A 26,164-nucleotide genomic window follows, 5' to 3' on the forward strand; every position below is an offset into this window, starting at 1 on the left:
CAGAGTTATCGAACGAACCAGAATCTTAGAACGGTCGAGAAATGTCGGTCAATCAGCGGATCCCGGACTACGACCTCGAGGACCTGCTCGTGGTCACCGCCCCGGAGCAGTTGCGCGCGCTCGCCGACCCGCTGCGCAGCACGCTCCTGGAACTGCTGCTGGAACGCGCCGCCACGGTGAACGAGCTGGCCCGCGCGGTCGACCGGCCGAAGAGCAGCGTCGCGTACCACGTGAACCAACTGGTGGACGCCGGGCTGCTGCGCGTGGTGCGGACCCGGCGGGTACGCGCCATCGAAGAGCGGTTCTACGGGCGTGTCGCCCGCACCTTCTACGTCGGCACGCTCACCCGGACAGAGGACAAGCAGGTCGTGTCCCGGATCAACGGCCTCGCCGAGGCGGCAGCTGAAGCGGCCGCCGCGCACGCCGCCGACGAACTGCGGTGCACGCTCGTGCACGCGCGCATCCCGATCGAGGACGTCCGCGAGTTCTGGGCGGAGGTGCAGGCGCTGGCCCGGCGGTTCGCGCAGATCCCCCGCGCCGGGGACCAGGTGTACGGCTTCGCCGCCGGCCTCTACCCCACGGACGCGCCCACGCTCCCGGACACGGACCCCGCCCCTTCGACGGGGTCTTGCCGGGGCGGCGAAGAGAGCAGGCTAGCGTCGGAAGCGTGAGCACCGGATCCCCGCGCGTCCTGCCGGCCGAGCGCGGCATCGACGAGGCCGCCGCCGTTCTGCGCGCCGGCGGGCTGGTCGCCTTCCCCACCGAAACCGTCTACGGCCTGGGCGCCAACGCGCTCGACGCGCGGGCGGCGGCCCGGATCTTCGAGGCCAAGGCGCGGCCCAGCTTCGACCCGCTGATCAGCCACCTGGCCGACGCCGCCGACCTGGCCGCGCTGGTGGGCGAGGTGCCGGCGGCGGTGGCCGAGCTGGCGAAGCGCTTCTGGCCCGGCCCGCTCACCCTGATCGTGGACCGACCGGAGATCATCCCGCCGATCGTCACCTCCGGCCTGGACACCATGGCGGTACGCGTACCGGACGAGCCGTCGGCGCGGGCGCTGATCGCGGCGGCCGGCGTGCCGGTGGCCGCGCCGAGCGCGAACCGGTTCGGCCAGCTCAGCCCGACACGCGCCGAGCACGTGGTGGCCGGGCTGGGCGGCGCCGTGGACGTGGTGCTCGACGGCGGGCCCACCCGGTGCGGCATCGAGTCGACGATCGTGGACGCCCGGGGCGACCGGCCGGTGGTGCTGCGGCTGGGCGCGCTTCCGGTCGAGGCGATCATCGAGGCGGTCGGCCCGGTCGAGGTGCGCCAGGGCAGCTCCGGTCAGCCCGTCGCGCCCGGGACGCTGGCCGCGCACTACGCCCCGCGTACCCCGTTGCGGTTGGGCGCGGCGGCCGAGCCCGGCGGCGGCCGGCGGGGGTTCCTGGCCTTCCGGGAGCCACCGGCGGACGGCGACTGGGCGGCGGTGGAGGTGCTGTCGCCCGACGGCGACGTGACCGCGGCGGCGGCGCGACTGTTCGACGCGCTGCACCGGCTGGACGCGGCCGGGGTGACCGAGATCGTCGCCGAGCCGGTGCCGGACACCGGAGTGGGCCGCGCGATAAACGACCGGCTGCGCCGGGCCGCCGCCACCTGGCACTAGAACTGTTCCGCGTCGGGACGCCCGTGCGAGCCGGGCTGCGGCATGCGGTCCATCAGCTTGGTGAGCGTGCCGTTGGCGAACGTCGCGCCGAGCGCCGAGCCGGTGGCGATTGCCCAGCCCACCGGTCCCATCGGGGTGCAGCCGAAGAACTGGCTGACACCAGGCGTCTGCACCACCGCGACCAGCGCGCCCACCGACGCGGCGGTGGCGGCGAGCACGCTGGGGCTGGTGCCGCCGGCCAGTACGGTCTGGCCGAGCTGAGTGCCGATCAGGGACGCCAGCGCGACGGTGCTGGCCCGCCGCTGGGTGCCGGTCCACCTGGCGATCGTCCAGCCGGCGGTTGCGCCCAGCGTGGTCGACGCCGCCCGCAGCCCGATCTCCCGGGTCATGGTCACACCGAGCGAGGAGTCCGGACCCTCGCGTAGCAGGTGGTCGGCGCGGTCGTCGGCCGGCGGCCGTACCGCGATGGCGAGCGCCGGCGCGAGATCGGTGAGCAGGTTGACCAGCAGCAGTTGCCGGCCGTTCAAGGCGGAGCGGCCGGTCGCGGCGGCGCTGAGCACACTGAACGCGATCTCGCCGAGGTTGCCGCCGACCAGGATGCTGAGCGCGTGCCGCACCGACGACCACATGGCCCGGCCCTCGACCAGCGTGGCGATGATCGTCTCCAGCCGGTCGTCGGTGACCACCAGGTCGGCGGCGGCGCGGGCGGCGGGTGTGCCCCGTTGACCGAGCGCGATACCGACGTCGGCGAGCCGGATCGCCGGGGCGTCGTTGGCGCCGTCACCGGTCATCGCGACGGTCCGGTCCTGGCGCTGCAACGCCTGGATGATCCGTACCTTGTGCGCCGGCGTGCAGCGCGCCACCACGTCGGTGGCCATCAGGCGCTCGGCGAGCGCGGCGTCGTCCAGCCGGTCCAGGTCGGTGGCGGTGACAACGCGCTGGCCGCCGTCCTCCGGGCTGATCGTGGCGGCGATCGCCTCGGCGGTGGCCGGGTGATCGCCGGTGATCATGACGGTGTGTACGCCGGCGGCCCGGATCCGGGCCACCGCCGGCCGGGCGCTGTCCCGCACCCCGTCGGCGAGCGTCAGGAAACCCACGAAGACCAGCCCGTTCACCTGCTCGTCGCTGACCTGCTCGGTGGAGACCCGGCACTCGGCCACGGCGAGAATGCGGTGCCCGGCCCCGGCCCGCCCGGCCAGCATGGCCTGCACCTCCTCGCGCCCCGCCGCATCGAGCGGCCGGTCCCCCTCGGCGGTGCGCCGCGACGCGCAGCGCGGCAGCACCGACTCGGGGGCGCCCTTCACGCTCAGCAGCAGCCCGCCGGAGGAGCGGCCGACAGCGGCGCTGTAGCCCCGGGACGGCTCGAACGGCAGCCCGGCGGTGGCGGTCCACTCCGCGGCGCCGGTCCGCTCGGTCACCCCGGCGGCGTCCGCGCCGTGGCGTACCGCCCGGTCGGTCTGCTGCGGCAACTCGTCCGGGTCGGCGGCGGACGGGGTGGCCCGCACCGCGGCGGCCAGCGTCGACCGCAGCGGCTCGTCCAGTTCGCCCAGCACGGCGTACCGGCCGTCACCGGTGCCCACCCCGGCCAGCAGCAGCTTCCCCTCGGTGAGCGTGCCGGTCTTGTCGAAGCAGAGCACGTCGACGCGGCCCAGCGCCTCGATGGTCCGGGGGTTGCGGACCAGGGCGCCGTGCTCGGCCAGCCGCCGCGCCGCCGCCAGCTGCGCGGCGCTGACCAGAAACGGCAACCCCTCCGGCACCGACGCCACGGCCAGGTTCGCGGCGGTCGCCGCCGTTTCGGCAAGGGGTACGCCCCGAAGCAGCCCCGCACCGGCCACCGAGATCGCCGAGGCGGCCGCCAGTGGTACGGCGCTGCTGGTCAGCTTGCCCAGCCGCGCCTCCACACCACTGGCGGGCGGGGCCTGCCGGGCCATCGCGAGGCTCCGCCCGGACTCGGTCTCCGCGCCGGTGGCCACCACCACAGCGGTGCCGTGCCCGGCGGCGACTGTGGTGCCCTCGAACAGCATCGAGTGCCGCTCGGCGATGGCCGCCGCGACCACCGGGTCGGGGCTCTTCGCCACCGGCAGCGACTCACCGGTCAGTGACGACTCGTCCGCCTCCAGCCCGTCACTCGTCAGCACCCGGCAGTCGGCCGGTACGGCGTCCCCGGAGCTGATCGTGATCACGTCGCCGCGTACCAGCTCCTCGGCGGGCACCACCCGTTCCGCGCCGTCGCGCAGAACCCGGGCGGTGACCGCCGAGCGGGACAGCAGCTCGGCCAGCGACCGTTCGGTGTTGCGCTGGTGCACCGCGCCGACCAGCGCCGACCCGCCCACCACGCCGCCGACCAGCGCCGCGTCGACGAGTGAGCCGAACGCGGCGGAGAGCACCGCACCGGCGGCCAGCACCGGGGTGAGCGGGTTGGACAGCTCCTCGACGAACGAGCGGAGCAGCCCGGCCGGACCGTGCTCGTCGCCGACCTCGACGCGCCGCCGCCGGGTCGCCTCGCCCTCGGTCAGCCCGGACGCGTCGGTGCCGAGCTGTTCGAGGACGGTCTCCACCGGCATGAGATGCCAGGCGCTGAGCGCGGGCACCGGTACGCCGGTGCGGTCCGGCAGCCGGTGCGCCCGGAACACGCCGTGCGCGAACGCGAGCGCTGCCGCGCCGTTCACCGCCGCGAGCGTCGGGCGGGGCAGCCGCCGACGGTCGGCGGTGAATGCTCCGAGCGCGCCGAGCCCGGTGCCGGCCATGGCGATCCGGATGTTCTGCTCGGTCATCCGGCGGGCCACCCCGGCCGCGTCGATGAGCAGTGCCGGTACCCGCAGGTCGTCGCCGACCAGCAGGTGCGCGCCCCAGGGCGGCAGGTCCTCCGGGCCGTACACGCCGAGGCCGCAGTCCGAGGCGGCGAGCGCCGACCGCTCGCCGGAGACCACCATCACCACCGCGCCCTCGCGTTGCAGGTCGTGCACCGCGCCGGCGAGCCGGGCACCACCGGGTACGAGCAGGTCGGCGAAGTCGTACCGGCCGTCGTCCGCGCCGCCGACCACGAGCCGCAGGCCCGCCTGCCGGGCGGCCGACGCCAGCGCGTCCACGCCCGGTGCGGGCTCGGGCTCTACCCGCAGTACGGCGGCGAGCCGGCCGTTCTCGGCCAGCCCGAGCAGCCGTCCACCGTCGGCGCGCAGCCGCGCGCTGTCCGCGGTGTCCCCGGGATCGTCGGCGCCGAGCCGGTCCAGCGGGCCGATCCGCCAGCCGTCGGCGGCGCGTACCGCGTCCGGCTCGGCCGGGTCGAACAGCGCGAACGCCCGGGCGGCGACCTGCCCGGTGTCGGCGTCGGCCAGCGGCGCCAGGTCGGCCAGCACCCCCCGGTCCGAACCGAGCACCGCCGCGTCCAGCACCACCGTGTCGATCCGGTCCAGCTCACGCAGCACGCTGCGGTCCATCGCGATCACGCCGCGCCGGGCGAGCATCCGGCCCAGTTGGGCGCCGTAACCCTCGCGGCCGGAACCGGGCGCCTTCGGCAGCGAGGACAGTGCCAGCGCGGCGGCCCGCTTGGGTCCTAGCACCGGCAGCGCCGCCGCTCCGGCGACCGCGCCGGCCGGGAGTACCCGCTTGGCGTAGCGCTCCGGCTGCCCGTCCGGCACCGGGCACGGCCGCTCGCCGTCCGGCACCCGGGCCACAGCCCGTTCCGGGTCACCGGTCAGGTGTGGCTCGGCCCGCCGCCACGCGGCCAGTTGAGCGGCCCCCTCGCCCCACTGCACGACGCGCTGCGCGCCGTCCAGCACGATCCCGGCCCAGCCGCCGGTGAGACCCTGCACCACCGCCTCGGCCAGCGGGAACAGCACCTCGGCGCGCGGGTCGGCGCGGATGCCCAGCCCGGCCAGCGCGTGCAGCTTCGGGTGCAGGTCGACAGCGCCGAGCAGCCCGGCGACCTCGGCCGGCACGGGGGTGAGCGGCAGTACCCGGGTGGCGGCGGAGATGCCCAGTCCGAGCACGTCGGACAGCAGCGCGCCGAACGTGCGCGCGGTACGCGGGCCGTCCTCGGGCGGCTGCGGCGGCTCGATCTCCGGGTCCGGCTCGTACGGGCAGGTCTGCTCGACGCGGGCCACTGTGGCGATCAGATCGCGCAGTTTCGGCGCCGGCTCCCCGGTCGCCACCACCACCCGGCCGGACGGCGCGTTCACCCGCGCCCAGGTCACGCCCGGCATCGACTCCAGCGCCGCCTCGACCTGACGGGCGAGCCGGTCGCCGCCGTCCTGGCAGACGCCGTGCACCTCGATGTGGTGGCGGCCGTCCTGCGACCACACCCGGCGGCTGGTCAGCCCGGTGAGCCGGGCCAGCCGGGCGGCGGCCGTACCCACGCTTCCCGCGACCTCGGAGACCTTGGTGGGTACGACCGTCGGGGACAGCAGGAGGCCGGCGAAGCGTCCCAGCGCCATCTCGCCTCCCGGTCTCGTCCCGGCGGCCCGACTTCCCGGCGCGGCGTCCGTTATGCCACCCGGACGGCAGAAGTTCGGGGTCCGGTCGTTCCCGCCGGACGAGACGGGGACCACAGTTGACCTCAACCCGGGGTGAGGTCCGAGGCTGTAGCCCATGACCAGCACCGCCGCCCTCCCGGCCGATCCACCCGTCGACCTGTGGTCGCCGCGCCTTCGGGCGATGACTGTGGGCAGCGTCGCCCTGGTGTCCCTGCTCGCGTTCGAGGCGCTGGCGGTGGGCACCGCCATGCCGACGGTGGCCCGCGCGCTGGACGGGCTCGGCCTGTACGCGCTGGCGTTCGGCGGCTCGTTCGCCTCCGGCGTGGTGGCGATGGTCGCCTCCGGCATCTGGTGCGACGCGCGCGGACCACGGCCGGCGATGTGGCACGGCGTCGCCTGGTTCGTCGCCGGGCTGGTCGTGGCCGGTTCCGCGACGACCATGGAGATGCTGGTCGTCGGGCGGGTGGTGCAGGGCTTCGGTTCCGGACTCGTCTCGGTGGCGCTCTACGTGGTGGTCGGTCAGGCGTACCCGGAGCAGTTGCGGCGGCGGATCTTCGCCGCGTTCGCCGCGGCCTGGGTGGTGCCGTCGCTGGTCGGCCCGGCGCTGGCCGGCCTGATCGTGGAACATCTGGGCTGGCGATGGGTGTTCCTCGCGGTACCGGCGGTGGCGATTCCGGCGGCGCTGCTGATCCAGCCGGGTCTGAAGGCGCTGGCCGGCACCGTGCCGACCCGGCCGCCCGCGGGCGCGCTGGCCCGCGTCGGCTGGGCCTGCGGGGCGGGGGCGAGCGCCGCACTGCTGCACTACGGGGGGCAGCAGCGCGGCGTGCTCGCCGCCGCCCTGACCGCCGGGGCGCTGGCCGGGCTGTTCGTCTGCGTACCGCGTCTGTTGCCGTCCGGGTTCCTGCGCGCGGCACGCGGTCTGCCGACGGTGATCGGCCTGCGCGCGCTGGCGTCGGCGGCGTTCGTGGCCGCCGAGGTGGTGATCCCGCTGATGCTGTCGCGGGAGCGCGGCTTCTCGCCCACCGGCGCCGGCCTGGTGCTGACCGTGGGGGCGCTGTCCTGGTCGGTGGGCTCGTGGATCCAGGGTCGGATCGCTTCGCCCCGGTCGGCGGCGAGCCTGCCCCGGGCCGGGCTGGCCTGCATCACCATCGGTACGGCGGGCGTCGCGTCGGCGCTGCTGCCCGGGCTGCCGGTGCTGCCGGCGGTGTTCTCCTGGGCCGTGGCCGGGCTCGGCATGGGACTGCTCTACCCGTCGCTGTCGGTGCTCACCCTGGAGCAGTCGGCCCCGGCCGAGCAGGGCCGCAACAGCTCGGCGCTGCAACTGGGCGACTCGCTCGCCGCGGCCACCGTGCTGGCGCTGACCGGCGCGGTCCTGGCCGCCGGTGCGTCACCCGGCCCGGCCAGCTACGCGACCACGCTGGCGGTGGCAGCGGGCTGCGGCCTGCTCGGCCTGACCCTTGCCGGTCGAGTGGTGCCTCGCCCGGTGGGCTGAGGCGTCGTCGGCCCGGTCGCCGCTCACGCGCAGTAACGCTCCTGCCGAAGGCATCGCCTGACTGCGGTATGACTCCTGGTCATGATTATGACTCTCAGGTATATCGCTCAACAGTCGTAGTCGCCTGCGCCGGGCTCACACACTGTGATGGAGCAGCCCGGCAAGCGCGACTTCGGGCCGACGGCCCGGCGGGCGGTCACGATCCCGGCCGGGCTGCCGTCCTGAATGCGGACCGAGTGGGCAGGGCGGGGCTGGGAGGAGTGGCGATGCGGGTGCTGGTGACCGGGGCGACCGGACGGCTCGGGCGGGTGGTGGTGCCCCGGCTGCGGGACGAGGGCTTCACGCTCCGGGCGACCAGCCGTCGGCCCCGTACCGGAGACGGGGTGGAGTGGGTGAGCACCGACCTGGCCACCGGCGCCGGGCTGGCGGAGGCGGTCGCCGGGGTGGACGCGGTGCTGCACCTGGCCTCGTCGCCGCAACGGCGTACCCACGAGATCGACGTGCTCGGCACCCGCCGACTGACCATGGCCGCCGGCCACGCCGGGGTCCGTCACCTGGTGTACGTCTCGATCGTCGGCGTCGACCGGGTGCCGATCCCCTACTACCGGCACAAGCTCGCGGCCGAAGAGGTGGTGGCCGCCGGAACGGTGCCGTGGAGCGTGCTGCGCGCCACCCAGTTCCCCGAGTTCCTGGCGGACCTGCTGAAAGGCGCGAGCCGCCTCGGCCCGGTGATCGGGGACCGGGCCGTGCTCGCCCAGCCGGTCGACCCGGCCGACGTGGCGGACCGGCTCGCGGTGCTGCTGCTCGCCGGACCGTCGCACCGGGTCGAGGACTTCGCCGGGCCGCAGGTGCTGCGCTTCGACGAGGCGGCCCGCACCTGGCTCGCGGCCCGCCGGGTACGCCGTCCGCTGCTGCCGGTCCGGATTCCCGGCCGCCTCGGGCGGGAGTTGCGCGGAGGCGGACTCACCACGACGGCCACGCCGACCGGCACCCGGACCTGGGCCGACTACCTCGCGGACACGTACGGGGGAACCGGCGGAAGATGAGAACCGGTCGGGTCCGCACCGGCCTACCGTGACCGCATGCTGGTCTTCGTCGCCACAGTGCTCCTCTACGTCTTCGGTTTCGTCTTCCTCTACGGCGTGATCCGGGTCGGCGTCCGGCACGGCATCGAGGACGCCGAGGCGAACCGTCCCGAGGTGCTGCGCCGCCGGCAGCTCACCACCGCCGAGAACCGGGACTTCGCGCAGGAGAACGCGTTCCTCAGCAATCCCAACTGAGGGGCGGAGCCGGGGCCCGGAGGGGCGATCCGCGAAGCGGGTGCGAGGATCGCGACATGATGGGGACGCTGAAGACGGAGCCGGCCCGGGCGCGGCTCGACCTGCTGGCCCCGCCGGTCGCCGCGGCGCTGCAGGAGTGGCCGGCCGAGGCCCCGGTGGACGTGGACGACGTACTCGTCGCCCCGATCGACGCCGACCTGGCCGACACCGCCGCGTTCTGCGAGGCGTACCAGGTGGGGCTGGAGGAATCGGCCAACTGCGTGGTGGTCGCCGGTAAGCGCGGCGGCGAGACCCGGTACGCGGCCTGCGTCGTGCTCGCCACCACCCGCGCCGACGTCAACGGGGTGGTCCGCAAGCTGCTCGACGTGCGCAAGGCGAGCTTCGCGCCGATGGCCGAGGCGGTCGAGTTGAGCGGAATGGAGTACGGCGGCATCACGCCCATCGGGCTGCCGGCGGACTGGCCGGTCCTCGTCGACTCCCGGGTGATCGCCACCCCGCACGTGATCATCGGATCAGGCGTACGGCACAGCAAGATCGCCCTGCCCGGGCCGGCGCTCGGCGCGCTGCCCGGGGCGAGGGTGGTGGAGGACCTGGCCAGGCCGGCCTAGGTCCTCATTCGCATCGATCTTGTTCCACGTGAAACATCAGGCTGCCGCTTCGCGCTGCGCAACCTCGCGCAACGCGGCGAGCAGCGTCTCCGGCTCCTGCGCGCCGGTGACCGCGTACTTTCCGGCCAGCACGAACGTCGGGACGCTGGAGACGCCGAGCTGGTGCGCGGCGCTCAGGTCGGCGGCGACCTCCCGGCGGCCCAGGTTCGACTCCAGGTACTCCCGCGCCTCGGTCTCGTCCAGACCGGCCTCGCCGGCCAGCGTGACCAGCGCGTCGATCGATCCGACGTCGATGCCGTCGTGGAAGTGCGCCCGGTAGAGCCGCTCGACCATCTCGGCGGAACGGTCGCGCTCGGCGGCGAAACGCACCAGCCGGTGCGCGTCGAACGTGTTCGCCGCCACCGCCCGGTCGAACCGCAGGTCCAGGCCCGCGCCCGCGGCGACGCCGGTGACGTGCGCGGCCATGCCCTCGGCCTTGTCCCGTCCGCCGAACTTGTCGCCGAGCGCCTCCAGCAGCGGCTTCGGCTCGGTGACCGGCGTCGGGTCGAGCTGGAACGGCCGGAACCGGACGTTCACCTCGCCGTCGTACGACTCCAGCGCCTGTTCCAGTCGGCGCTTGCCGATCCAGCACCAGGGGCAGACCACGTCGGCGTAGATCTCGATGTCCATGACCAGCGACAACCCGCCGGTCAGGAGATCTGTTCCCGGACCTGGCGCTTGAGCCGGGCCAGGATGGCGGTGCCGCCGCGTACGCGCAGCGGGCTGATCGCCTGCGCCAGGCCCATCCGCTGGTAGAGATCGTCCGGCACGGCCAGCACCTCCTCGGCGCTCGCCCCGGCCAACCCTTCGGCGAGGATGCCGGCGAACGCCCGGGTGGTGGGCGCCTCCGGCGGGCAGTCGAAGACGGTGCTGACCGTCTTGTCCGCGTTCACCTCGGCGCGCAGGAAGAACGCGGTCTGGCACTCGGGGACCTGCTCCAGCTCCTCCCGGTTCACACCCTCGGGCAGGGGCGGGATCACGTCGGCGAACTCCAGCAGCATCTCCAGCACGACGTCGCGCGGTGCGGCGGCGAACTCGTCCACGATCTCGGCCAGCTTCGTCGGCATCTCGGGCATGGGTCGAGGCTATCCGCCGCCGCGCGCCGTCATGCGACGGCGGTGGCGGTGCCCCGCGTCACGCGAGCGGGCCCGCTCACGCGTTCGGCGCGGCCTCGCTGATGTCGCTGAGCGCCGACTGGGGGTCGAGCTGCATGGCGAGGTCACCGAGGGAGACGATGCCGACGAGCTTGCGGTCGCTGTCGCAGACCAGCACGCGCCGGATGTTGCGCTCGCGCATCAGCGCCGCCGCCTCGTTCGCCGTGCAGTGCTGCTCGATCATGACCACCTCACGGGTGATGATCGAGCCGATCGTGGTGGTGCCCGGGTCGGCGCGTTCGGCCACCGCCCGCACCACGATGTCGCGGTCGGTCAGCATGCCGGCGAGCGTGGCGCCGTCGGTCACCACCACGTCGCCGATGTCCGACTCCTTCATCACCCGGGCCGCCTCGTCCAGCGGGGTCTCCGCCGGGAGGTAGATCACCTGCCTGGTCATCACGTCACTGACGCGGTACATGAGAGCCTCCGAACACCTCGGTCGATCCGTATGCGGTACCCGGTACCGCGTTCGCTACACCCCGTCGTGGCGCGTCGCGCCCACCTCGTCGCGCAGACGCTCCACGATGTCCTCCACCGGCACCTCGGCCCGTTCACCGCTGGCCCGGTCACGTAGTTCCACGTACCCGTCGGCGAGACGGCGGCCGACCACGACGGCGCGCGGAATGCCGATCAGCTCGGCGTCGGTGAACTTCACCCCGGCGGACACGTGCGTGCGGTCGTCGACCAGCACCCGCAGGCCGGCGGCGGCGAGGCGCCGGCCGAGGTCGAGCGCCGCGTCGAGTTGCGGCCCCTTCCCGGCGGCGACCAGGTGTACGTCGCACGGCGCGACAGCCGCGGGCCAGACCAGCCCCCGGTCGTCGTGGTGCTGCTCGGCCACCGCGGCGACCGCCCGGGACACGCCGATGCCGTAGCAGCCCATCGTGGGCCGGACCGGCTTGCCCTCCGGGCCGAGCACGTCGACCGCGAACGCGTCGGTGTACCGGCGTCCGAGCTGGAAGATGTGCCCGACCTCGATGCCCCGCCGGATGGTCAGCTCACCGGCGTCGCAGGCCGGGCAGGGGTCACCGGGCCGCACCTCGGCCGCCTCGATCGTGCCGTCCGGTACGAAGTCGCGCCCGCAGACCACGTCGGTGGCGTGCCGGCCCGGCTCGTTCGCGCCGGTCAGCCAGGCGGTGCCGGGCACCACGCGGGGATCGACCAGGTAGCGGATGCCGTGCTTGGCCAGGATCTGCGGCCCGATGTAGCCGCGGACCAGCTCCGGGTGGGCGTCCCAGTCCTCGAAGACCGCCACCGTGGCGGGGGCCAGCACCGCCTCGACCCGCTTCAGGTCCACCTCGCGGTCGCCGGGCAGGCCGATGACCAGCGGTTCGGCCTGCTCGGCACCGGGCCTGCGGACGGTGAGGACCACGTTCTTCAACGTGTCGGCGGCGGTCCAGCCGGTGCGCCCGCCCAGCTTGCGGGCCTCGGCCAGCTCGACCAGCGCCGCGATGGTGGGCGTCTCCGGGGTGTCGTGCGTCTCGGCGGGCGGGTGCGCGTCCGGGTCACCGGCGGCCGGGGCGCGGGTCACCACCGCCTCGGTGTTCGCCGCGTAGTCGCAGGCGGTGCAGCCGACGAACGTGTCCTCACCGACCGGCGTGGCGGCCAGGAACTCCTCCGACGCCGACCCACCCATCGCGCCGGACATCGCGTGGACAGTGGTGAAGTCCAGCCCGAGCCGGGTGAAGACGCGCTCGTAGGCGGCCCGGTGCCTGTCGTACGCGGCCTGGAGCCCCGCGTCGTCCAGGTCGAACGAGTAGGCGTCCTTCATCAGGAACTCGCGCCCGCGCAGCAGACCGGCGCGGGGACGGGCCTCGTCGCGGAACTTCGTCTGGATCTGGAACAGCGTCACCGGGAAGTCCCGGTACGAGGTGAACAGGTCCTTCACCAGCAGCGCGGCCAGCTCCTCGTGGGTCGGCGCGAGCAGATGGTCGGCGCCCTTGCGGTCGGCGAGCGTGAAGATGTCGTCCCCGTATTCGGTCCACCGCCCGCTGGTCCGGTAGGGCTCGGCCGGGAGCAGCGCCGGGAAGTGCACCTCCTGGTCGCCGATCGCGGTCATCTCGTCCCGGACGATCGCGGTGATCCGGTCCAGCACGAGCTTGCCCAGCGGCAGCCAGGTGTAGCCGCCCGGCGCGGCCCGGCGGACGTATCCGGCGCGCAGCAGCAGACGGTGGCTCGGCACTTCCGCGTCGGCCGGGTCCTCACGCAGGGTCCGGAGCAGCAGGGTCGACATGCGCAGCAGCATTGCCGCAGCTTATGGCGCGAGCGGAGGGCCGGGCGACCCCTTTCGGCGTCCGCGCGGACCGATCGTCGCCGGCTCGGGGAGGTGGCGGCATCCGACTGGTGTCGATGCCGCCACCCCGCCGAGATGGTGCGGATGGGCCGGTAAATGTCGCGGGTGCCGGGTAGGAATGCGGCATGGCTGAGCGACCGCTGATGAAGCTGACGACAATGGTGCTGGACGCGCCGTCCGCAGAGGACCTGGCCGCGTTCTACGAGCGGCTGCTCGGCTGGATCCGGCGCGAGAAGGAATCCGACTGGGTCCTCCTCGCCCCGCCCGAGGGCGGCCACTGGCTGGCGTTCCAGGACGAGCCGGCCTACGTGCGGCCGGTGTGGCCGGCCGGTCCCGGCGACCAGCAGATGTCTGTCCACCTGGACATCAAGGTCGACGACCTGGAGGCAGCCGTGGCGTACGCGGTGTCCGTGGGCGCGACGCTGCCCGACTTCCAGCCGCAGGACGACGTCCGGGTGCTCCTCGACCCGGATGGTCACCCGTTCTGCTTCTACCTCTCATGACGGGCGACGCCACCGCGTCGGCGCGGGCGACCAGCCAGTACGCGACGACGACCGGCAACCTGACCGCTCGCATCGCGCTGCACGCCTACGGCACCAATCCGCAGAGCTGGTTCGCCTGGCTGGGCGAGCGGCTTCCACTGGCCCGGGACGTGCTGGAGGTCGGGGCCGGCACGGGCGAGCTGTGGCACCGGATCGGCCCTCGGCGCCGGCTCACGCTCACCGACTTCTCGCCCGCCATGTGCGCGCGGCTGCGCGAGGTGCCCGGCGCCCGGGTGCAGCGCTGTGACGCCACGCGCCTGCCGTTCCGTGACGGCGCCGTCGACGCGGTGATCGCCAACCACATGCTCTACCACCTGGACGACCCGGACGCCGCGCTGCGCGAGTTCGCCCGGGTGCTGCGTCCCGGCGGGCGGCTCGCCGTCGCGGTGAACGGCCGCGACCACCTCGCCGAGCTGGACGCGCTCGGACCAGCCATGGGGCGCCCCGACCTCGCCGTCGGACTGCACCAGAACGACGTCACGGCCGAGACGGCACCCGCCCGGGTCGCCGCCCACTTCACCGACGTGACAGTTGAGCGCTACCCGGACGAGCTTGTGGTGCCCGCCGCGGAGCCGATCCTGGCGTACATCGTCAGCATGATCGGGCCGCTCACCGTGGCGGAGGAGTCGGCCGCGCGCGCCGCGATCGAGGCCCGCATCGACGCCGAGGGCGCCTTCCGGGTACGCAAGCACACGGTGCTGATCAGCGCGACGCGCGGCTCCCGCTGAGCCGGACGAAGGCCCGCCAGGCGTCGGGTGTGAAGGTGAGCACCGGCCCGGCCGGGTCCTTGCTGTCCCGCACCCCGACCACACCGGCCAGGTTGTCCGCCACCTCGACACACTCGCTCTGCCCGCTGCGGGTTGACTTGCGCCAGAGCGCGCCGATCAGCTCCATGACTCGACCACTTCCTTCATCAGCTCGATCGACTGCCGGCGGGACAGCGCCTCACTGCGGACGCTCTCCCATCTGGACAGCAGGATAGCCACGTCTTCATCTTTGTCGATCACTGTTCCGCCGAGCTGGTTCTCCAGGTAACCGATCCAACCGCCGTCGCCGCCGCGAGCCAGGGTGAATGGTCCGGTCAGTCCGATGTGCAGGCTCGCGTCGGCCGGGATGACATGTACCGCTACATGGGGTTGGCTGCTGGCCTCGATCAGGTGCGCCACCTGCTGACTCATCAGTCCGCGAAAGCTCTCGTCGGCGCGGCGCAGCACGGTTTCCTCGATCACCGCGACGAACTTGGGTGGATCGGCGCCGGCCAGAACGGTCTGCCGGTCGAGCCGGACCGCGAGTCGCCGTTCGGCTTCCTGCTCGGCGAGCATGTCGTCAGTGCGGATCATCGCCCGGGCATAGTTCTCGGTCTGCAACAGGCCAGGGATGAGGCTCGGCTGGTAACAGCGCAACTGCTGCGCCTGGCGTTCGGCTTCGAGCCAGGGGCGGAACCAGCTCGGCTGGCCGTCGCGCTCGGCGAGCTTGAGCAGCGACATCAACAGTCCGCCGGTGCCGAGCACCTCGTCGGCCCGGGCGAGGAAGAACCTGTCGAGCGGCCGGTGGCCGAGCTCGACCGCCGACACCTGTGAGCCGGAGAAGTGCACGAGCCTCCCGAACTCCTCCTGGCTCAGCTCGGCCCGCACCCGAAGCCGCCGCAGTTGCGCGCGGATCAGCTCGGCGGTCGGCTCGTTCTCCACACGCCCTCCTCAGATTGCGGCTGGTCTCCCGGCCTCTCCCCGGACCTGCAGCGAGGACTTCCGAGCGTAGTGGCGCGATCAGCAGACTGTCACGCATGAACCTTCCCGTACCGCGGCTCGGGCCGTACCCCGATCGGCCCCGCCCCTACCCGCCGGACCACCCGGCCCACCTGCCGATCCGGCCGCTCTGGCTGTGCCGCGCCTGCGGCGCGCCGTGGCCCTGTGCGCAGGCGCGCCTACTGCTCAAGGTCGAGTACGCGGACCACCCCGTCGACCTGGCCGTCTACCTGTCCGGGCTCTACCACGAGGCCACCCACGACCTGTTCCGCCTCAACCCGCAGGACGGGCCGACCCCGCGCGAGCTGTTCGAGCGGTTCGTCGGCTGGGGCCCATACCGGCGCGGCATCACCGATACGATGCCCGCGACATGACTGCGCCCGGGGACTTCGACCTGACGATGGACGAGTTGCGCGAGGTGGCGCGGTACGCGGTCCGGCACGCGGAGGACGTCCTCCCGGTCTACGAGCGGGCGGTTCCCGGCGATCCGCGTCCCCGTGCGGCTGTCGACGCGGCGTGGACGTTCGCGCGCGGTGCCGCCCGGACGAAACTCCAGCGGGTCACGTCCCTCGACGCGCACCGGGCCGCCCGGTCCGCGCCCACCGAGTCCGCGCGCCTGGCCGCCCGGGCCGCCGGTGACGCCGCCGCGGCCGCGTACCTGCACCCGATCGCGAAGGCCACCCAGGTCGGCCACATTCTGCGGGCCGCCGCCAACGCCGCGCGCGTCGCCGAACTGGAGGCCGGCGGTGACGAGACCGTCGGCGTGGCAGCGCTGGACCGGTACCGGCAGCTCGCCACCCCCGTGCTGGTCGACGTGCTCCGCCGCTATCCGCCGGTGACCGGCGGCGGCAGCCGGGTCGCCCGGCTGATGAGCGCACTCGACCACGACCTGCGCCAGGGCGCCGCCGGGCCGGAGGCCGCGTCGTGATCCTGCCGAAGGTCCGCGATCCCCGGTTCACCACGATCCGCCGGGGCGGCACGCTCACCGACGAGCACCACCATCTGCTGGCGCTCTGGGCCGCCACCTGCGCGGAGCACGTCCTCGGCCTGTTCGAGGCGGTCCGGCCGGACGACAGCCGCCCGCGCGAGGCGATCGCGTACGCCCGCGCCTGGGTGCGGGGCGAGGTCAGGATGATGGAGGCGCGCGCGGCGGGCGGGCACGCCATGGGCGCGGCCCGGGACCTGCGCGGGGCGGCACGCAACGCCGCGTACGCCGCCGGACAGGCCGCCGTCGTGGCCCACGTGGCCGCGCACGAACTCGGCGCCGCCGCGTACGCGATCAAGGCGGTACGCGCGGCGGCGCCCGCCGGTCTCGGCGAGGCGGCCGGGCGCGACGAGTGCCGGTGGCAGCGCGATCAGCTCCCGGCCGAGATCCGCGAGCTGGTCCTGGACGACCAGCGGCTGCGCAACGACATCTGCTGGTCGGTCTTCGACTGCTGACACCGGCCGGAGCCTGTCGGGAAAGTGCCACCGGAGGTGGCAACCATGGCGTGGCCGGGTGGCGTCTCGGAAGGCGTCACGCCGATGCACCACTTGACCCCAAGGACCGGCTCGTGTGGATCTTCTCCTGACTGAGTTCGACCTGTTCGTCCGAACTCGTACGCCCGCGCTGCTGCGCTCCGCCTACCTGCTGACCGGCGACCAGCACCTGGCCGAGGACCTCGTCCAGTCCGCGCTGGCCCGTACGCACCGTGCCTGGAATCGGTTGCACGAGACCGGCAACGCGGAGGCGTACACCCGGAAGGTCATGTACCACCTGCAGGTCTCCTGGTGGCGACGCCGCCGGGTGGCCGAGTCGATGCCGGGCGACGTGCCCGAGCCGCGCGGAGGCGACTCGGCCCCCGACCACGCCCAGCAGACCACGCTCCGGCTGACCCTCCGGGCCGCGCTGGCCCGGCTCTCTCCCAAACAGCGGGCCGTGCTGGTTCTGCGGTTCTTCGAGGACCGCACCGAGACCGAGGCCGCCGACCTGCTCGGTGTGACAGTCGGCACCGTCAAGAGCCAGACCTCGAAGGCGCTGGCGAAGCTGCGCAGCGTGGCACCGGAGCTCGCCGAGCTGTACGTCACGGAAGGAACCGCCCGATGAACCAGGACCGACTGCGTTTCGACCTGGCCGATCTGGCCGAGGAGGTCACCCCGGTCGACCTGCGGGACCGGGCACTGCGTACCTCGCGGCGGCTCGGCCTCCAGCGGGCGGCCGCCACTTCTGCCGCCGTGCTGGTGGTGCTGGCCGCCGCGACCGGAACGGCACTGGCGATCCGGCCGAACAGCCAGACGCCCGTGCCGGCCGGGCCGTCGGTCACAGTCACCGCCCCGCCGGTCGAGCCCACCCCGACCCCGTCCGCCGAGCCGTCGAGCACGCCGTCGACCAGTCCCAGCGAAACCACAGGCGGGGGGCCGAACGGTGACGCGACCTTCGGGCGGCTCGTCTACGGCCCGTCCGACCTGGCGAACGCCCCGTCCCCGACGAGCACCGTCCGGCTTCAGTCCTGGCGTCCGGGCGACGACCCGGTCCGCCTGCTCGGTCTCCCGTACGGGCCGGCGCAGGTAAACGTCTCGGTGTCACCCGACGGACAGAGGGTCGCCTGGGTCGAGACGACCGGTGCGGTGTGGGTGTCGGCCATCGACGGCTCGGGGCGGCGCAAGCTCCGGGACGGCGTCGACGACGTCTGCTGGTCACCCGTCTGGCTGCCGAACTCGCAACAGCTCGTCGTGCGTCTGAACGCTGGCGGCGACGACCCGGCCACCGGCGTGCTCGACGTCTCCTCCGGGAAGTTCACCAGGGTGACCGGCCTCGACGGCTGTCACGCCGTGTTCGCGGCGGACGGGACGCTGGCGTTCGCCGACGGCTCCGACGGCACGATCGTCCTCACCGACCGGAACGGCAGGGCGCGCCGGACGGTGCCGGGCCTGGGCACCAAGGGCAGCCGGTACGTCTCCTTCGACCTGTCCAGTCTCTCCCCGGACGGCCGGCGGGTCGCGCTCCTGCGGATCGACCGGAACGGCACGTACGGGGACGCGGCACGGGAGCTACTGGTCAACGCCGTGCTCGACACCCGGACCGGCGCGGAGGTGTCGCTGCCGCTGGAGGGACGTCAACTGCGGCAGGTCTTCTTCCAGCCGGACGGGTCGATGGTGGTCCGGGTGCGCAGCGGTGACCGCTACACGGTGGTCCTGGTGGATGCGAACGGCAAGAAGATCACGGAGCGGGCGGAGCCCTCGGCGCTGCGGGACATGCAGATCATCACCGCAGGACCGTGATCGCCGCGTCCGCCGTGACCTGCTTCCACGGCACCAGCACCACTGTGCCGTCGCGCTCCAGCACCTTCGCGTCGCTGCCCTCGGTGCCGGCCGACAGCGGCGCCTCGGCCACCACGCTCACCGTCCCGGTGGCGGGGTCGATCCGGACCAGCCGTGGGGCGAGATCCCGCCGGTCGCCCACCTCCCACGCCAGCAGGCCCTGCCCGTCGAGGCGGACGAGTTCCACCTCGCTGTCGGTGTGCCCGGCCGACACCCAGCGCCGCTTCCCGGTGGCCAGGTCGATCGCCACGACCTGGTTCACCTGGCGCATCTTGTCGCCCACTGGAGAGGGCTCGGTCGGCAGGTAGAGCGTGTCCGCGTCGGCCAGGTACGGGCGGACCGCCGGCCCGCTCACCGTGTTGGAACGGTTGACCGGCAGGTCGCTGAACCGCGTACCGTCGACGGGGTTGCCGAACGCGGCCCGCTCCTTGCCGGTGGCGTCGCGCGCGACGAACGTCTCGGTGTTCAGGCCGGGCCGGCTGACCAGCGGGTCGACGCTGAGAACCCCGTCGCTCTGCTGCGCGGCGGGCAGGTCCTGCTTCCAGCGCGGCTTGCCGGTGGCCGGATCCAGGCCGAGCAGCGCGCCCCGGTCGCCGTCGCAGAGCGTGGTGACCACTGCCTGGTCCCCGGCGGCCTGCGCGTCGGTCAGGCGGCAGTCGCGGCCGGGCAGCAGCCGGTCGGCGTCGGTCTGCCACAGCCGTTTGCCGTCGGCCAGCGAGTAGCCGAAGACGCTTTCGCCGCTGCGGACGACCACCTGCCCGGCGGCCACCGACAGGTCGGGGGCGACGATCTCGGACCGGCCCGTCCGGCGTTCCACAGGGAACGTCACCCGCCACGTCTGCGTGCCGGCGGCCGCGTCGAACCCGACGAGCGTGTCGCACGAGTCGGCCGGGCCGAGCGCCACCACACCCCGCCCGTCGGCGAGGGTCTGCGCGGCCGCGCACAGCGAGGCCCCCTGCGGCGCGGGCACGCCCCACGCCTGGCCGCCGTCGCCGAGCCGGTAGGCGATGATCCCGTCCGGCTGCGCCCGGACCACCGCGTCACCGGCCAGCCAGGCGCCGAACATGTCCTGCCCGTCGTACGTCTTCAGGCCGTTGCGCTGCAGCTCCGGGAAGTCGAGCACCCACGCGGCACGCAGCTTCCTCCCACCGTCGTCACCGCCGCCGACCAGCCGGGACACGCCGTAGGCGGTGCCGGCCGCGACCGCGAGCACGGCCACCAGCCCACCGGCCACCAGCAACGCGACGCGCCCGCGCCGCTTCGGCGCCGCCGGCGGCGCACCGCCCGGACCCGGCCGGCCCACCGGTGGGTACGCGGGCGGCGGGTACTGCTGGTGCTGATACGTCATCGGTCGTCTCCCGTTTCCGTCAGCCCGCCAGTTCGCGGACGTAGTCGGACCAGCCGGCCTGGAACTCGTCGAGCGACACGCCGAGCACGTCCCGGGCGGCGCGGTCGGTAGGGGTGCCGGCGTAGACGGCCTCGACGAAGCGGAACAGCTTCGGCTCACCGTGCTTCTCGGCGAGGTGCGTCATCGCGGTGTGCCCGAGCCAGTAGTGGAAGGTCAGCAGGCCGCTCTTCTGCCAGTCGGCGTTGCTGGGCAGCGTGCCGTTCCAGCCGTTCCCGCCGTCGCGGACCAGTTGCAGGGCCGGCGCGGTGCGCTCGCTGGCGGCCAGCGGGCGGCCGTGGAAGGCGATGTACTCGGCGAACCCCTCGACCACCCACTCGTCGAGCTTGCTGAACTCGTCCACGGCGGCCGGGTCGGTGCGGGGCGTCATCAGCGAGTGCGCGATCTCGTGCCGCAACACCATGTGGGCGTCGTTGTCGCCGCCGGAGCGGGTGAAGTAACGATCTCCGGTGTCCACCACGATGCGGGTGCCGCCGATCGTGTTCCTGCCGTCCTTGCGCTCGGCCGCGACCATGCCCACCGAGTAGCCCGCCTCGGTGGCCTTCTCGGTGCCGATCCGGTAGAGCGAGGTCATCTCGTCCTTGCCGGCGGCGAGCGTGACGACGAACTTGTCAGACGCCGGCTCGGGCGGCGCGTTGGCCCGCCACACGGCCAGGTTGCTCGTCACCGCCTTGTCGACGGCCGGGGCGTACCGCCTCGCCACGGCCGCCCGGGCCGCATCGGTGATGATCAGGGCGTACGGGGTCCGCTCGACATGGATGTCCCGCCACTTGTCCCACGGCCCGGGGTAGTAGACGGTTTTCGAGTCGCCGTTGCCGCCGGCCGGTGCGCCGGTGACGGCGGTGACCTGGATCGGCGCGTCCTTGCCGGCGCGGACGATCGTCCAGCGGTACCACTCGGCGACCGGCGCCAGGTCGTAGCCGTCCAGCTGGTGCACGAAGGAGACGTCGAGCTGGAACGTGACGCCCTGCCCGAAGGCGTCGCTGACGCGGCCCTGCTTCTCGATCGTCTCGTAGCGGGCCACCGACAGCGGCAGCTTGCCCAGGTTGCGGAACAGCTGGGTCTGCCCGGCGATCAGTTCCTTGCGGGCCGGGTCGAACGCGGCCAGGTAGCCGTCCAGGTCCTTCGCCGCCAGCGCCTTGCTGTGCCGGTCGAGCAGGGCGGTCAGCTCGGCGTCGGTGACGGTGACACCGTTCGCGCCGGCTGTCGCCTTCGGCGCGGAGCCGTCCTCGTCGTCGCCGCGCAGGCCCAGCCCGACGCCGACCGCCGTGCCGGCGCAGACCGCCAGCGCGAGCGCGCCCGCCGCGAGCCCGATCCAGAGCCCACGGCGGGACTTCGGCGCGCCCGGGGGCGCCCACTGCTGCCCGGGGGGCGGCGGTCCGCCGTACCGGGGGTCGGCGTTGCCGGGCGGTGGCCAACCTGCCGCCGGTGGGTGCCCCTGCGTCATGTGGTTCCTCGCTCGTGCCGGATGCGGGACCGGCCGGACGGTTTCGCGCGGCCGGATGACGGCAGCCATCATCCCCGGTCCGGACGACGGATTCTGCCCCGCCTGGACGGGTCGGGGCTTTTGTCCCCGGGGGTGGTTGTCGTGAGCAGGACGTCGAGACATCCGCCACGTCCGGCGTCCAGGGCCAGCGGGAGCGGCCCGCGCGGTGACAGACTGTGCGACGCACTTCTGCCGGGACGTCTGAGGGAGGCGCCGTGCGCTGGCGCAGCTACGTGGCGGTGGGCGACAGCTTCACCGAAGGCATGGACGACGCGTATCCGGACGGCAGCTACCGGGGCTGGGCCGATCTGGTCGCCACCCGTCTCGCCGTCGAGGCCGGGCCCGACTTCGGCTACGCCAACCTGGCCATCCGGGGCCGGCTGTTCCCGAACGTGGTGGCCGAGCAGGTGCCGTCCGCGCTGGCCATGAAGCCCGACCTGATCAGCTTCGCGGCCGGCGGCAACGACGTGCTGCGCCGCACCTTCGACCCGGACGCGTTCGTCCCCCGCTTCGACTCGGTCGTGCAGCGGCTGCGCTCCGGCGGCAGCGACGTGGTGCTGTTCCGGTTCGCCGACGTGATGTCCCGGCTGCCCGGCCAGCGGCTGATGGCCCCGCGCGTGACGCTGCTCAACCGGGTGGTCGGCGAGGTGGCCGAGCGGCACGGCGCGATCCTGGTCGACCTGTACTCCGACGACACCTACCTCAACCCGCTGCTCTGGAGCACCGACCGGATTCACCTGTCGGCGGCGGGCCACCGCCGGGTCGCCGCGCAGGTGCTCACCGCGCTCGGCGTCGGCTGCGACGAGGAGTGGCTGCTGGTCCCGCCGCACCCGGCGCCCAGCCCGTGGCTCGCCGCGCGCGCCGCCGACCTGCGCTGGGCCGGCAAGCACCTGGCGCCGTGGATCAGGCGCCGGCTGACCGGGCGGTCCTCCGGCGACTTCGTCACCGCCAAGCGGCCGGTGCTCGGGCCGGTCGAGCGCGACTGAGTGTGCGTACCGTCCACGCCGCCGACCTGCTGCGGCTGACAGCCGACGACCCGCCCCGAGCGGGGCTGGCCGTCGTGGTCGCCGGTGACCGGGTCGAGGCGATCGTGCCGACGGACGAGCTTCCCGGCGCGTACCCCGGGATGCGGGTGCGGCGGTGGGCCGGCACGCTCGGGCCGGCGCTCGTGCACGACGGTCCGCTGCCCCCGGCGCCCACGCCGCGCGAGCGGGTGCACGCGCTGTTCCGGCTCGGCGTCGCCGCGGTGGTCGAGGAGCACGTGGCCGACCCGGCGCTGCGGGCTGCCGCGGCCCGCAACGACGTGGCGGTGCTGCCCGGCGTGCGGCCGCCAGCACTGGTGACCGGCGGGCGGGCCGACCTCGCCGTGTTCGGCCCGGACGGCGCCTGCCTGGCCACAGTGGTCGCCGGCCGCCTGGTGCACCGCCGCGCCTGACCCCGCCGCACGGCTCGACCTTCACCGCCGTTCGTCCGATGTGTCCGGTCGGCCGCTTATCGGGATCGCCCGATGTCCGCCCCACTGGATAGCATCCGCTACCCCCGTCGATCGAGTACGGGGCGAAATCGGGGAAAGGTGGATGAGGGATGACCCTCATGCCTGACAGAAATCCACGTCGAACCGCCCGGCGAGGCGTGCTCGCCGCCGCGCTGTCGATGGTGGTCGCGGCCGGAACGGTGGCCGCCACCGCGGCGCCGGCAGCCGCGTACGACATCCGCTACGAGACGAACACCTCGTGGGCCTGGACCGACTCGCACTCGCCCACCACGGTCGACATCGACCGGTCCGGGGACGTGCCGGTCGGCACGTGGAAGGACGGGAAAGGCCGCCCGCACACGTCGCGCGCCTACTTCACGTTCGACATCTCCCGCTACCGGGGAGCGGACATCCAGTCCGCAGTCCTCGACGTGAAGGAGACGGCAGGCGGCGACTGCACCAAACGTCCCGTGGTCGAGCTGCGGCGTACCGCCGCCTACACCGCCCGGTCGAGCTGGCGGAACCCCCCGGCCGACCTGGGGCTGGTCGACAGCCGCCAGCTCACCGACCAGACCGTCTGCCCGGCGCCCCGGGTGGAGTTCGACGCGGTCGACGGGCTGCGCCAGGCGCTCGCCGAGGGCCGGTCGACGCTGACCCTCTCGCTGCGGCTGCCCGCCGACGCCGAGCGGGACCCGGCACTGGCACGGAAGTACGCCAGCAAGGTCGGCATCTCGATCGACTACAACTTCCGCCCCGGCGTGCCGACCGACCTGCGGAGCGAGACCGGCACGGCGTGCACCACCACCGAGCCGTACCAGGTGATCCGCTACCCAGTCCCCTCCGGAGTGGTGCACGACCGGGACCGCAACGACAGCGGCGGCACGGACCAGCTCACCGTCTCCTTCGCGGCCTGGCCGGTCGACCAGCCGGAGGCGCGGATCGAGCAGACCGACTACGCGCGCGACGGCGAGCGGGCCGTCGGCCGCTACGACACCATCTATCCGTCGCCGTTCGAGCACGACCGGACGTACGCCTGGCAGATGCGGGCGGCGGACAGCCGGGCCACCGGCGAGTGGAGCCCGGTCTGCTACTTCCGCCTCGACGTCCGGGGGCCGGCCACGCCGCCCGTCGTGACGTCGACCGACTTCCCCGACGACGACGGGTGGTACCCGGCTCTGCCCGGCGAGTTCACCTTCACCGCCAACGGCGCCGCCGACGTGGTGCGGTACGGCTACTCGCTGGACTCCGGCGTCGAGAAGACGATCGACGCGGACCGGACGGGCGGCACGGCCACCGTCACGCTCACCCCGGACAGTGGCCCGAACACCCTGCGGGTGTGGAGCCTCGACGCGGTCGGCAACCGCTCGGCGACCACCGAGTACACGTTCCGCGCCTCGGACGTGTCGCCGGTCGTGGAGGGACGGCTGAGTGAGATCGGGGTGTCTGCCACGTTCCAGCTGCGTCCGCAGATGGACGGCGTGGTGCGCTACCGCTACGCCCTCGACGGCGACCCCGAGCAGACGGTGGACGCCGCGGCGGACGGCTCCGCCGCGATCACCGTCACCGCGACCCGGGGCGGCTCCCGCACCCTGACCGTCACCAGCGTCACGGCCGACGGCGTGGAGGCCACCAGCAGCCGGCAGTTCACCCTGCCGACCGCGCCGAAGGTCTCGGCCACCGTCTACCTGCCCATCCCCAGCGGAGGGCAGGGTATTCCGGGCGTCTTCACCTTCACCCCCCGCCTGCCCGACACGGTCAGCTACCGCTACCAGTTCACCGGCGAGGACCAGAAGGTGGTGGCCGCGCAGGCCGACGGCACCGCGTCGGTCACCTGGGCGCCGACCGAGGCGGGCGTGGTCAACCTGGTCGTGCGCAGCGTGAGCGGGGACGGCACCGTATCGGAGCCGGCGACCTTGTCCTTCCGGGTGCGGGACCTGCGCCCCGCCGTCACCGCCGACCCGTACCGGACGGACGTGCCCATGGGCGGTCCGGGCCAGCCGGGCGAGTTCCGGTTCACGTCGCAACTCACCACGACGGTGGCCTTCCTCTACCGGTTCGACGACGGCGTCGAGCAGCGCGTCGAGACCGGCAGCCGGGCGACGGTGAGCTGGACGCCCACCGAGGGTGGGACGCACACGCTCACTGTCGTCGGGGTCACCGCGGACGGCACCCGCTCGCCCGAGCAGGTCTGGACGTTCCTGGTGGCCGAGGGCTGAGCACCTGACCGCACCGGCCCCACCACCTTTCCGAGGCGGTGGGGCCGGTGTCACATCCGTGGCCCGCGATCCGGCGTACCTTGGGGATCATGCCTGTGCCGAGCGATCCGCATCCTGATCTCCAGTCGTACGCCGACCCGCAGCGCCTGGTCACCACCGAATGGCTGGCCGAGCACCTGGGCGACGAAGGGCTCGTGGTGGTCGAGTCCGACGAGGACGTGCTCCTCTACGACACCGGCCACATCCCCGGCGCCGTCAAGGTCGACTGGCACACCGAACTCAACGACCAGGTCACCCGCGACTACCTGGACGCCGCGAGCTTCGCCGAGCTGTGCGCGGCCAAGGGCATCGGGCGGGACGACACGGTCGTCTTCTACGGCGACAACTTCAACTGGTGGGCCGCGTACGCCCTCTGGGTCTTCACCCTCTTCGGTCACCCGGACGTACGGCTGCTCGACGGCGGCCGGCAGAAGTGGATCGCCGAGGGGCGGGAGCTGACCCGGGACAAGGTGAGCCGGCCCCGCGCCTCGTACCCGGTGCCGGAGCGCAACGACGCGCCGATCCGCGCGTACCGGGAGCAGGTCATGGCGCACGTGGCGGCCGGTCGGCCGCTGGTGGACGTGCGGTCGCCGGGCGAGTACACCGGCGAGATGCTGCACATGCCGGACTACCCGCAGGAGGGCGCGCTGCGCGGCGGGCACATCCCGGGCGCGGTGAGCAAGCCGTGGAAGTCCGCCGCGAACGACGACGGCACGTTCAAGTCCGCCGACGAGCTGCGCGCCATCTACGCCGACCAGCTCGGTCTGAGCCCGTCCGACGACGTGGTGGCGTACTGCCGGATCGGCGAGCGGTCCAGCCACACCTGGTTCGTGCTGCACCACCTGCTCGGCTTCCCGCAGGTGCGCAACTACGACGGTTCGTGGACCGAGTGGGGCAACCTGGTCCGGGCTCCCGTCGTGAAGGGCGACCAGCCCGGCGGCCTGACCCGCTGAGCGTCCCGGCCGGTCCCGCCGTCACCGCGG

26 protein-coding genes are annotated in these 26,164 nt (G+C 73.6%); 17 read left to right on the forward strand and 9 right to left on the reverse strand.

The features are described from left to right. Nucleotides 1–41: 41 nt before the first annotated feature. Together KBX43_RS08410 and KBX43_RS08415 are read left to right on the forward strand one after the other, a co-directional pair. Nucleotides 42–671, forward strand: a complete 630-nt coding sequence (locus KBX43_RS08410) for a helix-turn-helix domain-containing protein (protein ID WP_043327660.1) — start codon at nt 42–44, stop codon at nt 669–671. A gap of 20 nt (nt 672–691) precedes the next feature. Then, nucleotides 692–1,639 (forward strand): L-threonylcarbamoyladenylate synthase, encoded by a 948-nt coding sequence (locus KBX43_RS08415; protein ID WP_043330800.1) that lies wholly within the window; start codon nt 692–694, stop codon nt 1,637–1,639. Here the strand turns inward: KBX43_RS08415 and KBX43_RS08420 are convergent. Next, complete coding sequence (locus tag KBX43_RS08420; RefSeq protein WP_069089559.1) at nt 1,636–6,072, reverse strand: HAD-IC family P-type ATPase; 4,437 nt, start codon at nt 6,070–6,072, stop codon at nt 1,636–1,638. The two genes, KBX43_RS08415 and KBX43_RS08420, sit on opposite strands and share 4 nt — an antisense overlap. Nucleotides 6,073–6,226: 154 nt before the next feature. Here KBX43_RS08420 and KBX43_RS08425 point away from each other — a divergent pair, with 154 nt between their 5' ends. The 4 genes from KBX43_RS08425 (at nt 6,227) to KBX43_RS08440 (ending at nt 9,491) form a co-directional block, all read left to right on the forward strand. Beyond that, the gene (locus tag KBX43_RS08425) at nt 6,227–7,603 is read left to right on the forward strand and encodes an MFS transporter (protein WP_187693749.1); all 1,377 of its coding nucleotides are present in this window, start codon (nt 6,227–6,229) and stop codon (nt 7,601–7,603) included. Between the two features lie 266 nt (nt 7,604–7,869). Then, nucleotides 7,870–8,649 (forward strand): SDR family oxidoreductase, encoded by a 780-nt coding sequence (locus KBX43_RS08430; RefSeq protein ID WP_210883977.1) that lies wholly within the window; start codon nt 7,870–7,872, stop codon nt 8,647–8,649. A 36-nt stretch (nt 8,650–8,685) separates the two neighbouring features. Beyond that, entirely contained in the window at nt 8,686–8,883 is a 198-nt protein-coding gene (locus tag KBX43_RS08435; protein ID WP_043327658.1) for a hypothetical protein, read from the forward strand. Nucleotides 8,884–8,942: 59 nt separating this feature from the next. Beyond that, the gene (locus tag KBX43_RS08440) at nt 8,943–9,491 is read left to right on the forward strand and encodes a YbaK/EbsC family protein (protein WP_043330797.1); all 549 of its coding nucleotides are present in this window, start codon (nt 8,943–8,945) and stop codon (nt 9,489–9,491) included. Nucleotides 9,492–9,527: 36 nt separating this feature from the next. On the opposite strand, the gene KBX43_RS08445 is transcribed toward KBX43_RS08440, so the two are convergent. The 4 genes from KBX43_RS08445 to KBX43_RS08460 form a co-directional block, all read right to left on the reverse strand. Further along, on the reverse strand, nt 9,528–10,160 hold the full coding sequence (locus tag KBX43_RS08445; RefSeq protein WP_166456813.1) for a DsbA family protein: 633 nt from the start codon (nt 10,158–10,160) through the stop codon (nt 9,528–9,530). Nucleotides 10,161–10,180: 20 nt separating this feature from the next. Then, the gene (locus tag KBX43_RS08450) at nt 10,181–10,606 is read right to left on the reverse strand and encodes a SufE family protein (RefSeq protein ID WP_013283255.1); all 426 of its coding nucleotides are present in this window, start codon (nt 10,604–10,606) and stop codon (nt 10,181–10,183) included. 76 nt (nt 10,607–10,682) lie between these two features. Beyond that, nucleotides 10,683–11,102 carry a CBS domain-containing protein gene (locus tag KBX43_RS08455; protein ID WP_030499538.1) on the reverse strand — a complete coding sequence of 140 codons (420 nt, stop codon included), beginning with the start codon at nt 11,100–11,102 and terminating at the stop codon, nt 10,683–10,685. 54 nt (nt 11,103–11,156) lie between these two features. Continuing rightward, a complete protein-coding gene (locus tag KBX43_RS08460; protein WP_210883978.1) occupies nt 11,157–12,926 on the reverse strand; it encodes a proline--tRNA ligase in 1,770 nt (589 codons plus the stop codon). Nucleotides 12,927–13,099: 173 nt separating this feature from the next. Between KBX43_RS08460 and KBX43_RS08465 the strand changes: the two genes are divergently transcribed. After that, nucleotides 13,100–13,477: a VOC family protein gene (locus KBX43_RS08465; protein ID WP_210883980.1), complete on the forward strand. Its 378-nt coding sequence runs from the start codon at nt 13,100–13,102 to the stop codon at nt 13,475–13,477. Further along, the gene (locus KBX43_RS08470; RefSeq protein ID WP_210883982.1) at nt 13,474–14,244 is read left to right on the forward strand and encodes a class I SAM-dependent methyltransferase; all 771 of its coding nucleotides are present in this window, start codon (nt 13,474–13,476) and stop codon (nt 14,242–14,244) included. The genes KBX43_RS08465 and KBX43_RS08470 overlap by 4 nt, the downstream gene beginning before the upstream one ends. On the opposite strand, the gene KBX43_RS08475 is transcribed toward KBX43_RS08470, so the two are convergent. After that, complete coding sequence (locus KBX43_RS08475; protein WP_043327652.1) at nt 14,219–14,410, reverse strand: DUF397 domain-containing protein; 192 nt, start codon at nt 14,408–14,410, stop codon at nt 14,219–14,221. The genes KBX43_RS08470 and KBX43_RS08475 overlap by 26 nt on opposite strands. Next, nucleotides 14,401–15,204 (reverse strand): helix-turn-helix transcriptional regulator, encoded by an 804-nt coding sequence (locus KBX43_RS08480; RefSeq protein ID WP_210883984.1) that lies wholly within the window; start codon nt 15,202–15,204, stop codon nt 14,401–14,403. The genes KBX43_RS08475 and KBX43_RS08480 overlap by 10 nt, the downstream gene beginning before the upstream one ends. 95 nt (nt 15,205–15,299) lie before the next feature. On the opposite strand from KBX43_RS08480, the gene KBX43_RS08485 reads away from it, so the two are divergent. The 5 genes from KBX43_RS08485 (at nt 15,300) to KBX43_RS08505 (ending at nt 18,522) form a co-directional block, all read left to right on the forward strand. After that, nucleotides 15,300–15,635: a hypothetical protein gene (locus tag KBX43_RS08485; RefSeq protein WP_082931107.1), complete on the forward strand. Its 336-nt coding sequence runs from the start codon at nt 15,300–15,302 to the stop codon at nt 15,633–15,635. Beyond that, nucleotides 15,632–16,189: a putative immunity protein gene (locus KBX43_RS08490; RefSeq protein ID WP_064448013.1), complete on the forward strand. Its 558-nt coding sequence runs from the start codon at nt 15,632–15,634 to the stop codon at nt 16,187–16,189. The genes KBX43_RS08485 and KBX43_RS08490 overlap by 4 nt, the downstream gene beginning before the upstream one ends. Continuing rightward, nucleotides 16,186–16,701 (forward strand): putative immunity protein, encoded by a 516-nt coding sequence (locus KBX43_RS08495; protein WP_043327649.1) that lies wholly within the window; start codon nt 16,186–16,188, stop codon nt 16,699–16,701. The genes KBX43_RS08490 and KBX43_RS08495 overlap by 4 nt, the downstream gene beginning before the upstream one ends. A gap of 115 nt (nt 16,702–16,816) precedes the next feature. Next, nucleotides 16,817–17,347, forward strand: a complete 531-nt coding sequence (locus KBX43_RS08500) for a SigE family RNA polymerase sigma factor (protein ID WP_043327648.1) — start codon at nt 16,817–16,819, stop codon at nt 17,345–17,347. Further along, nucleotides 17,344–18,522: a WD40 repeat domain-containing protein gene (locus KBX43_RS08505; protein ID WP_064448012.1), complete on the forward strand. Its 1,179-nt coding sequence runs from the start codon at nt 17,344–17,346 to the stop codon at nt 18,520–18,522. Before KBX43_RS08500 ends, KBX43_RS08505 begins: the two co-directional genes overlap by 4 nt. Here KBX43_RS08505 and KBX43_RS08510 read toward each other — a convergent pair. Both KBX43_RS08510 and KBX43_RS08515 read right to left on the reverse strand, forming a co-directional pair. Beyond that, the gene (locus KBX43_RS08510) at nt 18,506–19,909 is read right to left on the reverse strand and encodes a PQQ-binding-like beta-propeller repeat protein (RefSeq protein WP_210883986.1); all 1,404 of its coding nucleotides are present in this window, start codon (nt 19,907–19,909) and stop codon (nt 18,506–18,508) included. The two genes, KBX43_RS08505 and KBX43_RS08510, sit on opposite strands and share 17 nt — an antisense overlap. A 19-nt stretch (nt 19,910–19,928) precedes the next feature. Continuing rightward, entirely contained in the window at nt 19,929–21,413 is a 1,485-nt protein-coding gene (locus KBX43_RS08515) for a hypothetical protein (protein WP_210883987.1), read from the reverse strand. A 254-nt stretch (nt 21,414–21,667) separates the two neighbouring features. Here KBX43_RS08515 and KBX43_RS08520 point away from each other — a divergent pair, with 254 nt between their 5' ends. From KBX43_RS08520 to KBX43_RS08535, 4 genes are all read left to right on the forward strand, one after another. Further along, nucleotides 21,668–22,438 carry an SGNH/GDSL hydrolase family protein gene (locus KBX43_RS08520; RefSeq protein ID WP_043327644.1) on the forward strand — a complete coding sequence of 257 codons (771 nt, stop codon included), beginning with the start codon at nt 21,668–21,670 and terminating at the stop codon, nt 22,436–22,438. 2 nt (nt 22,439–22,440) lie between these two features. Then, complete coding sequence (locus tag KBX43_RS08525) at nt 22,441–22,887, forward strand: hypothetical protein (RefSeq protein WP_043327643.1); 447 nt, start codon at nt 22,441–22,443, stop codon at nt 22,885–22,887. 158 nt (nt 22,888–23,045) lie between these two features. Further along, a complete protein-coding gene (locus KBX43_RS08530; RefSeq protein WP_210883988.1) occupies nt 23,046–25,142 on the forward strand; it encodes a hypothetical protein in 2,097 nt (698 codons plus the stop codon). A gap of 89 nt (nt 25,143–25,231) precedes the next feature. Next, on the forward strand, nt 25,232–26,134 hold the full coding sequence (locus KBX43_RS08535) for a sulfurtransferase (protein WP_043327642.1): 903 nt from the start codon (nt 25,232–25,234) through the stop codon (nt 26,132–26,134). Nucleotides 26,135–26,164 lie beyond the last annotated feature (30 nt).

The organism is Micromonospora sp. C41, from assembly GCF_018070485.1.
Lineage (GTDB): Bacteria > Actinomycetota > Actinomycetes > Mycobacteriales > Micromonosporaceae > Micromonospora > Micromonospora chalcea.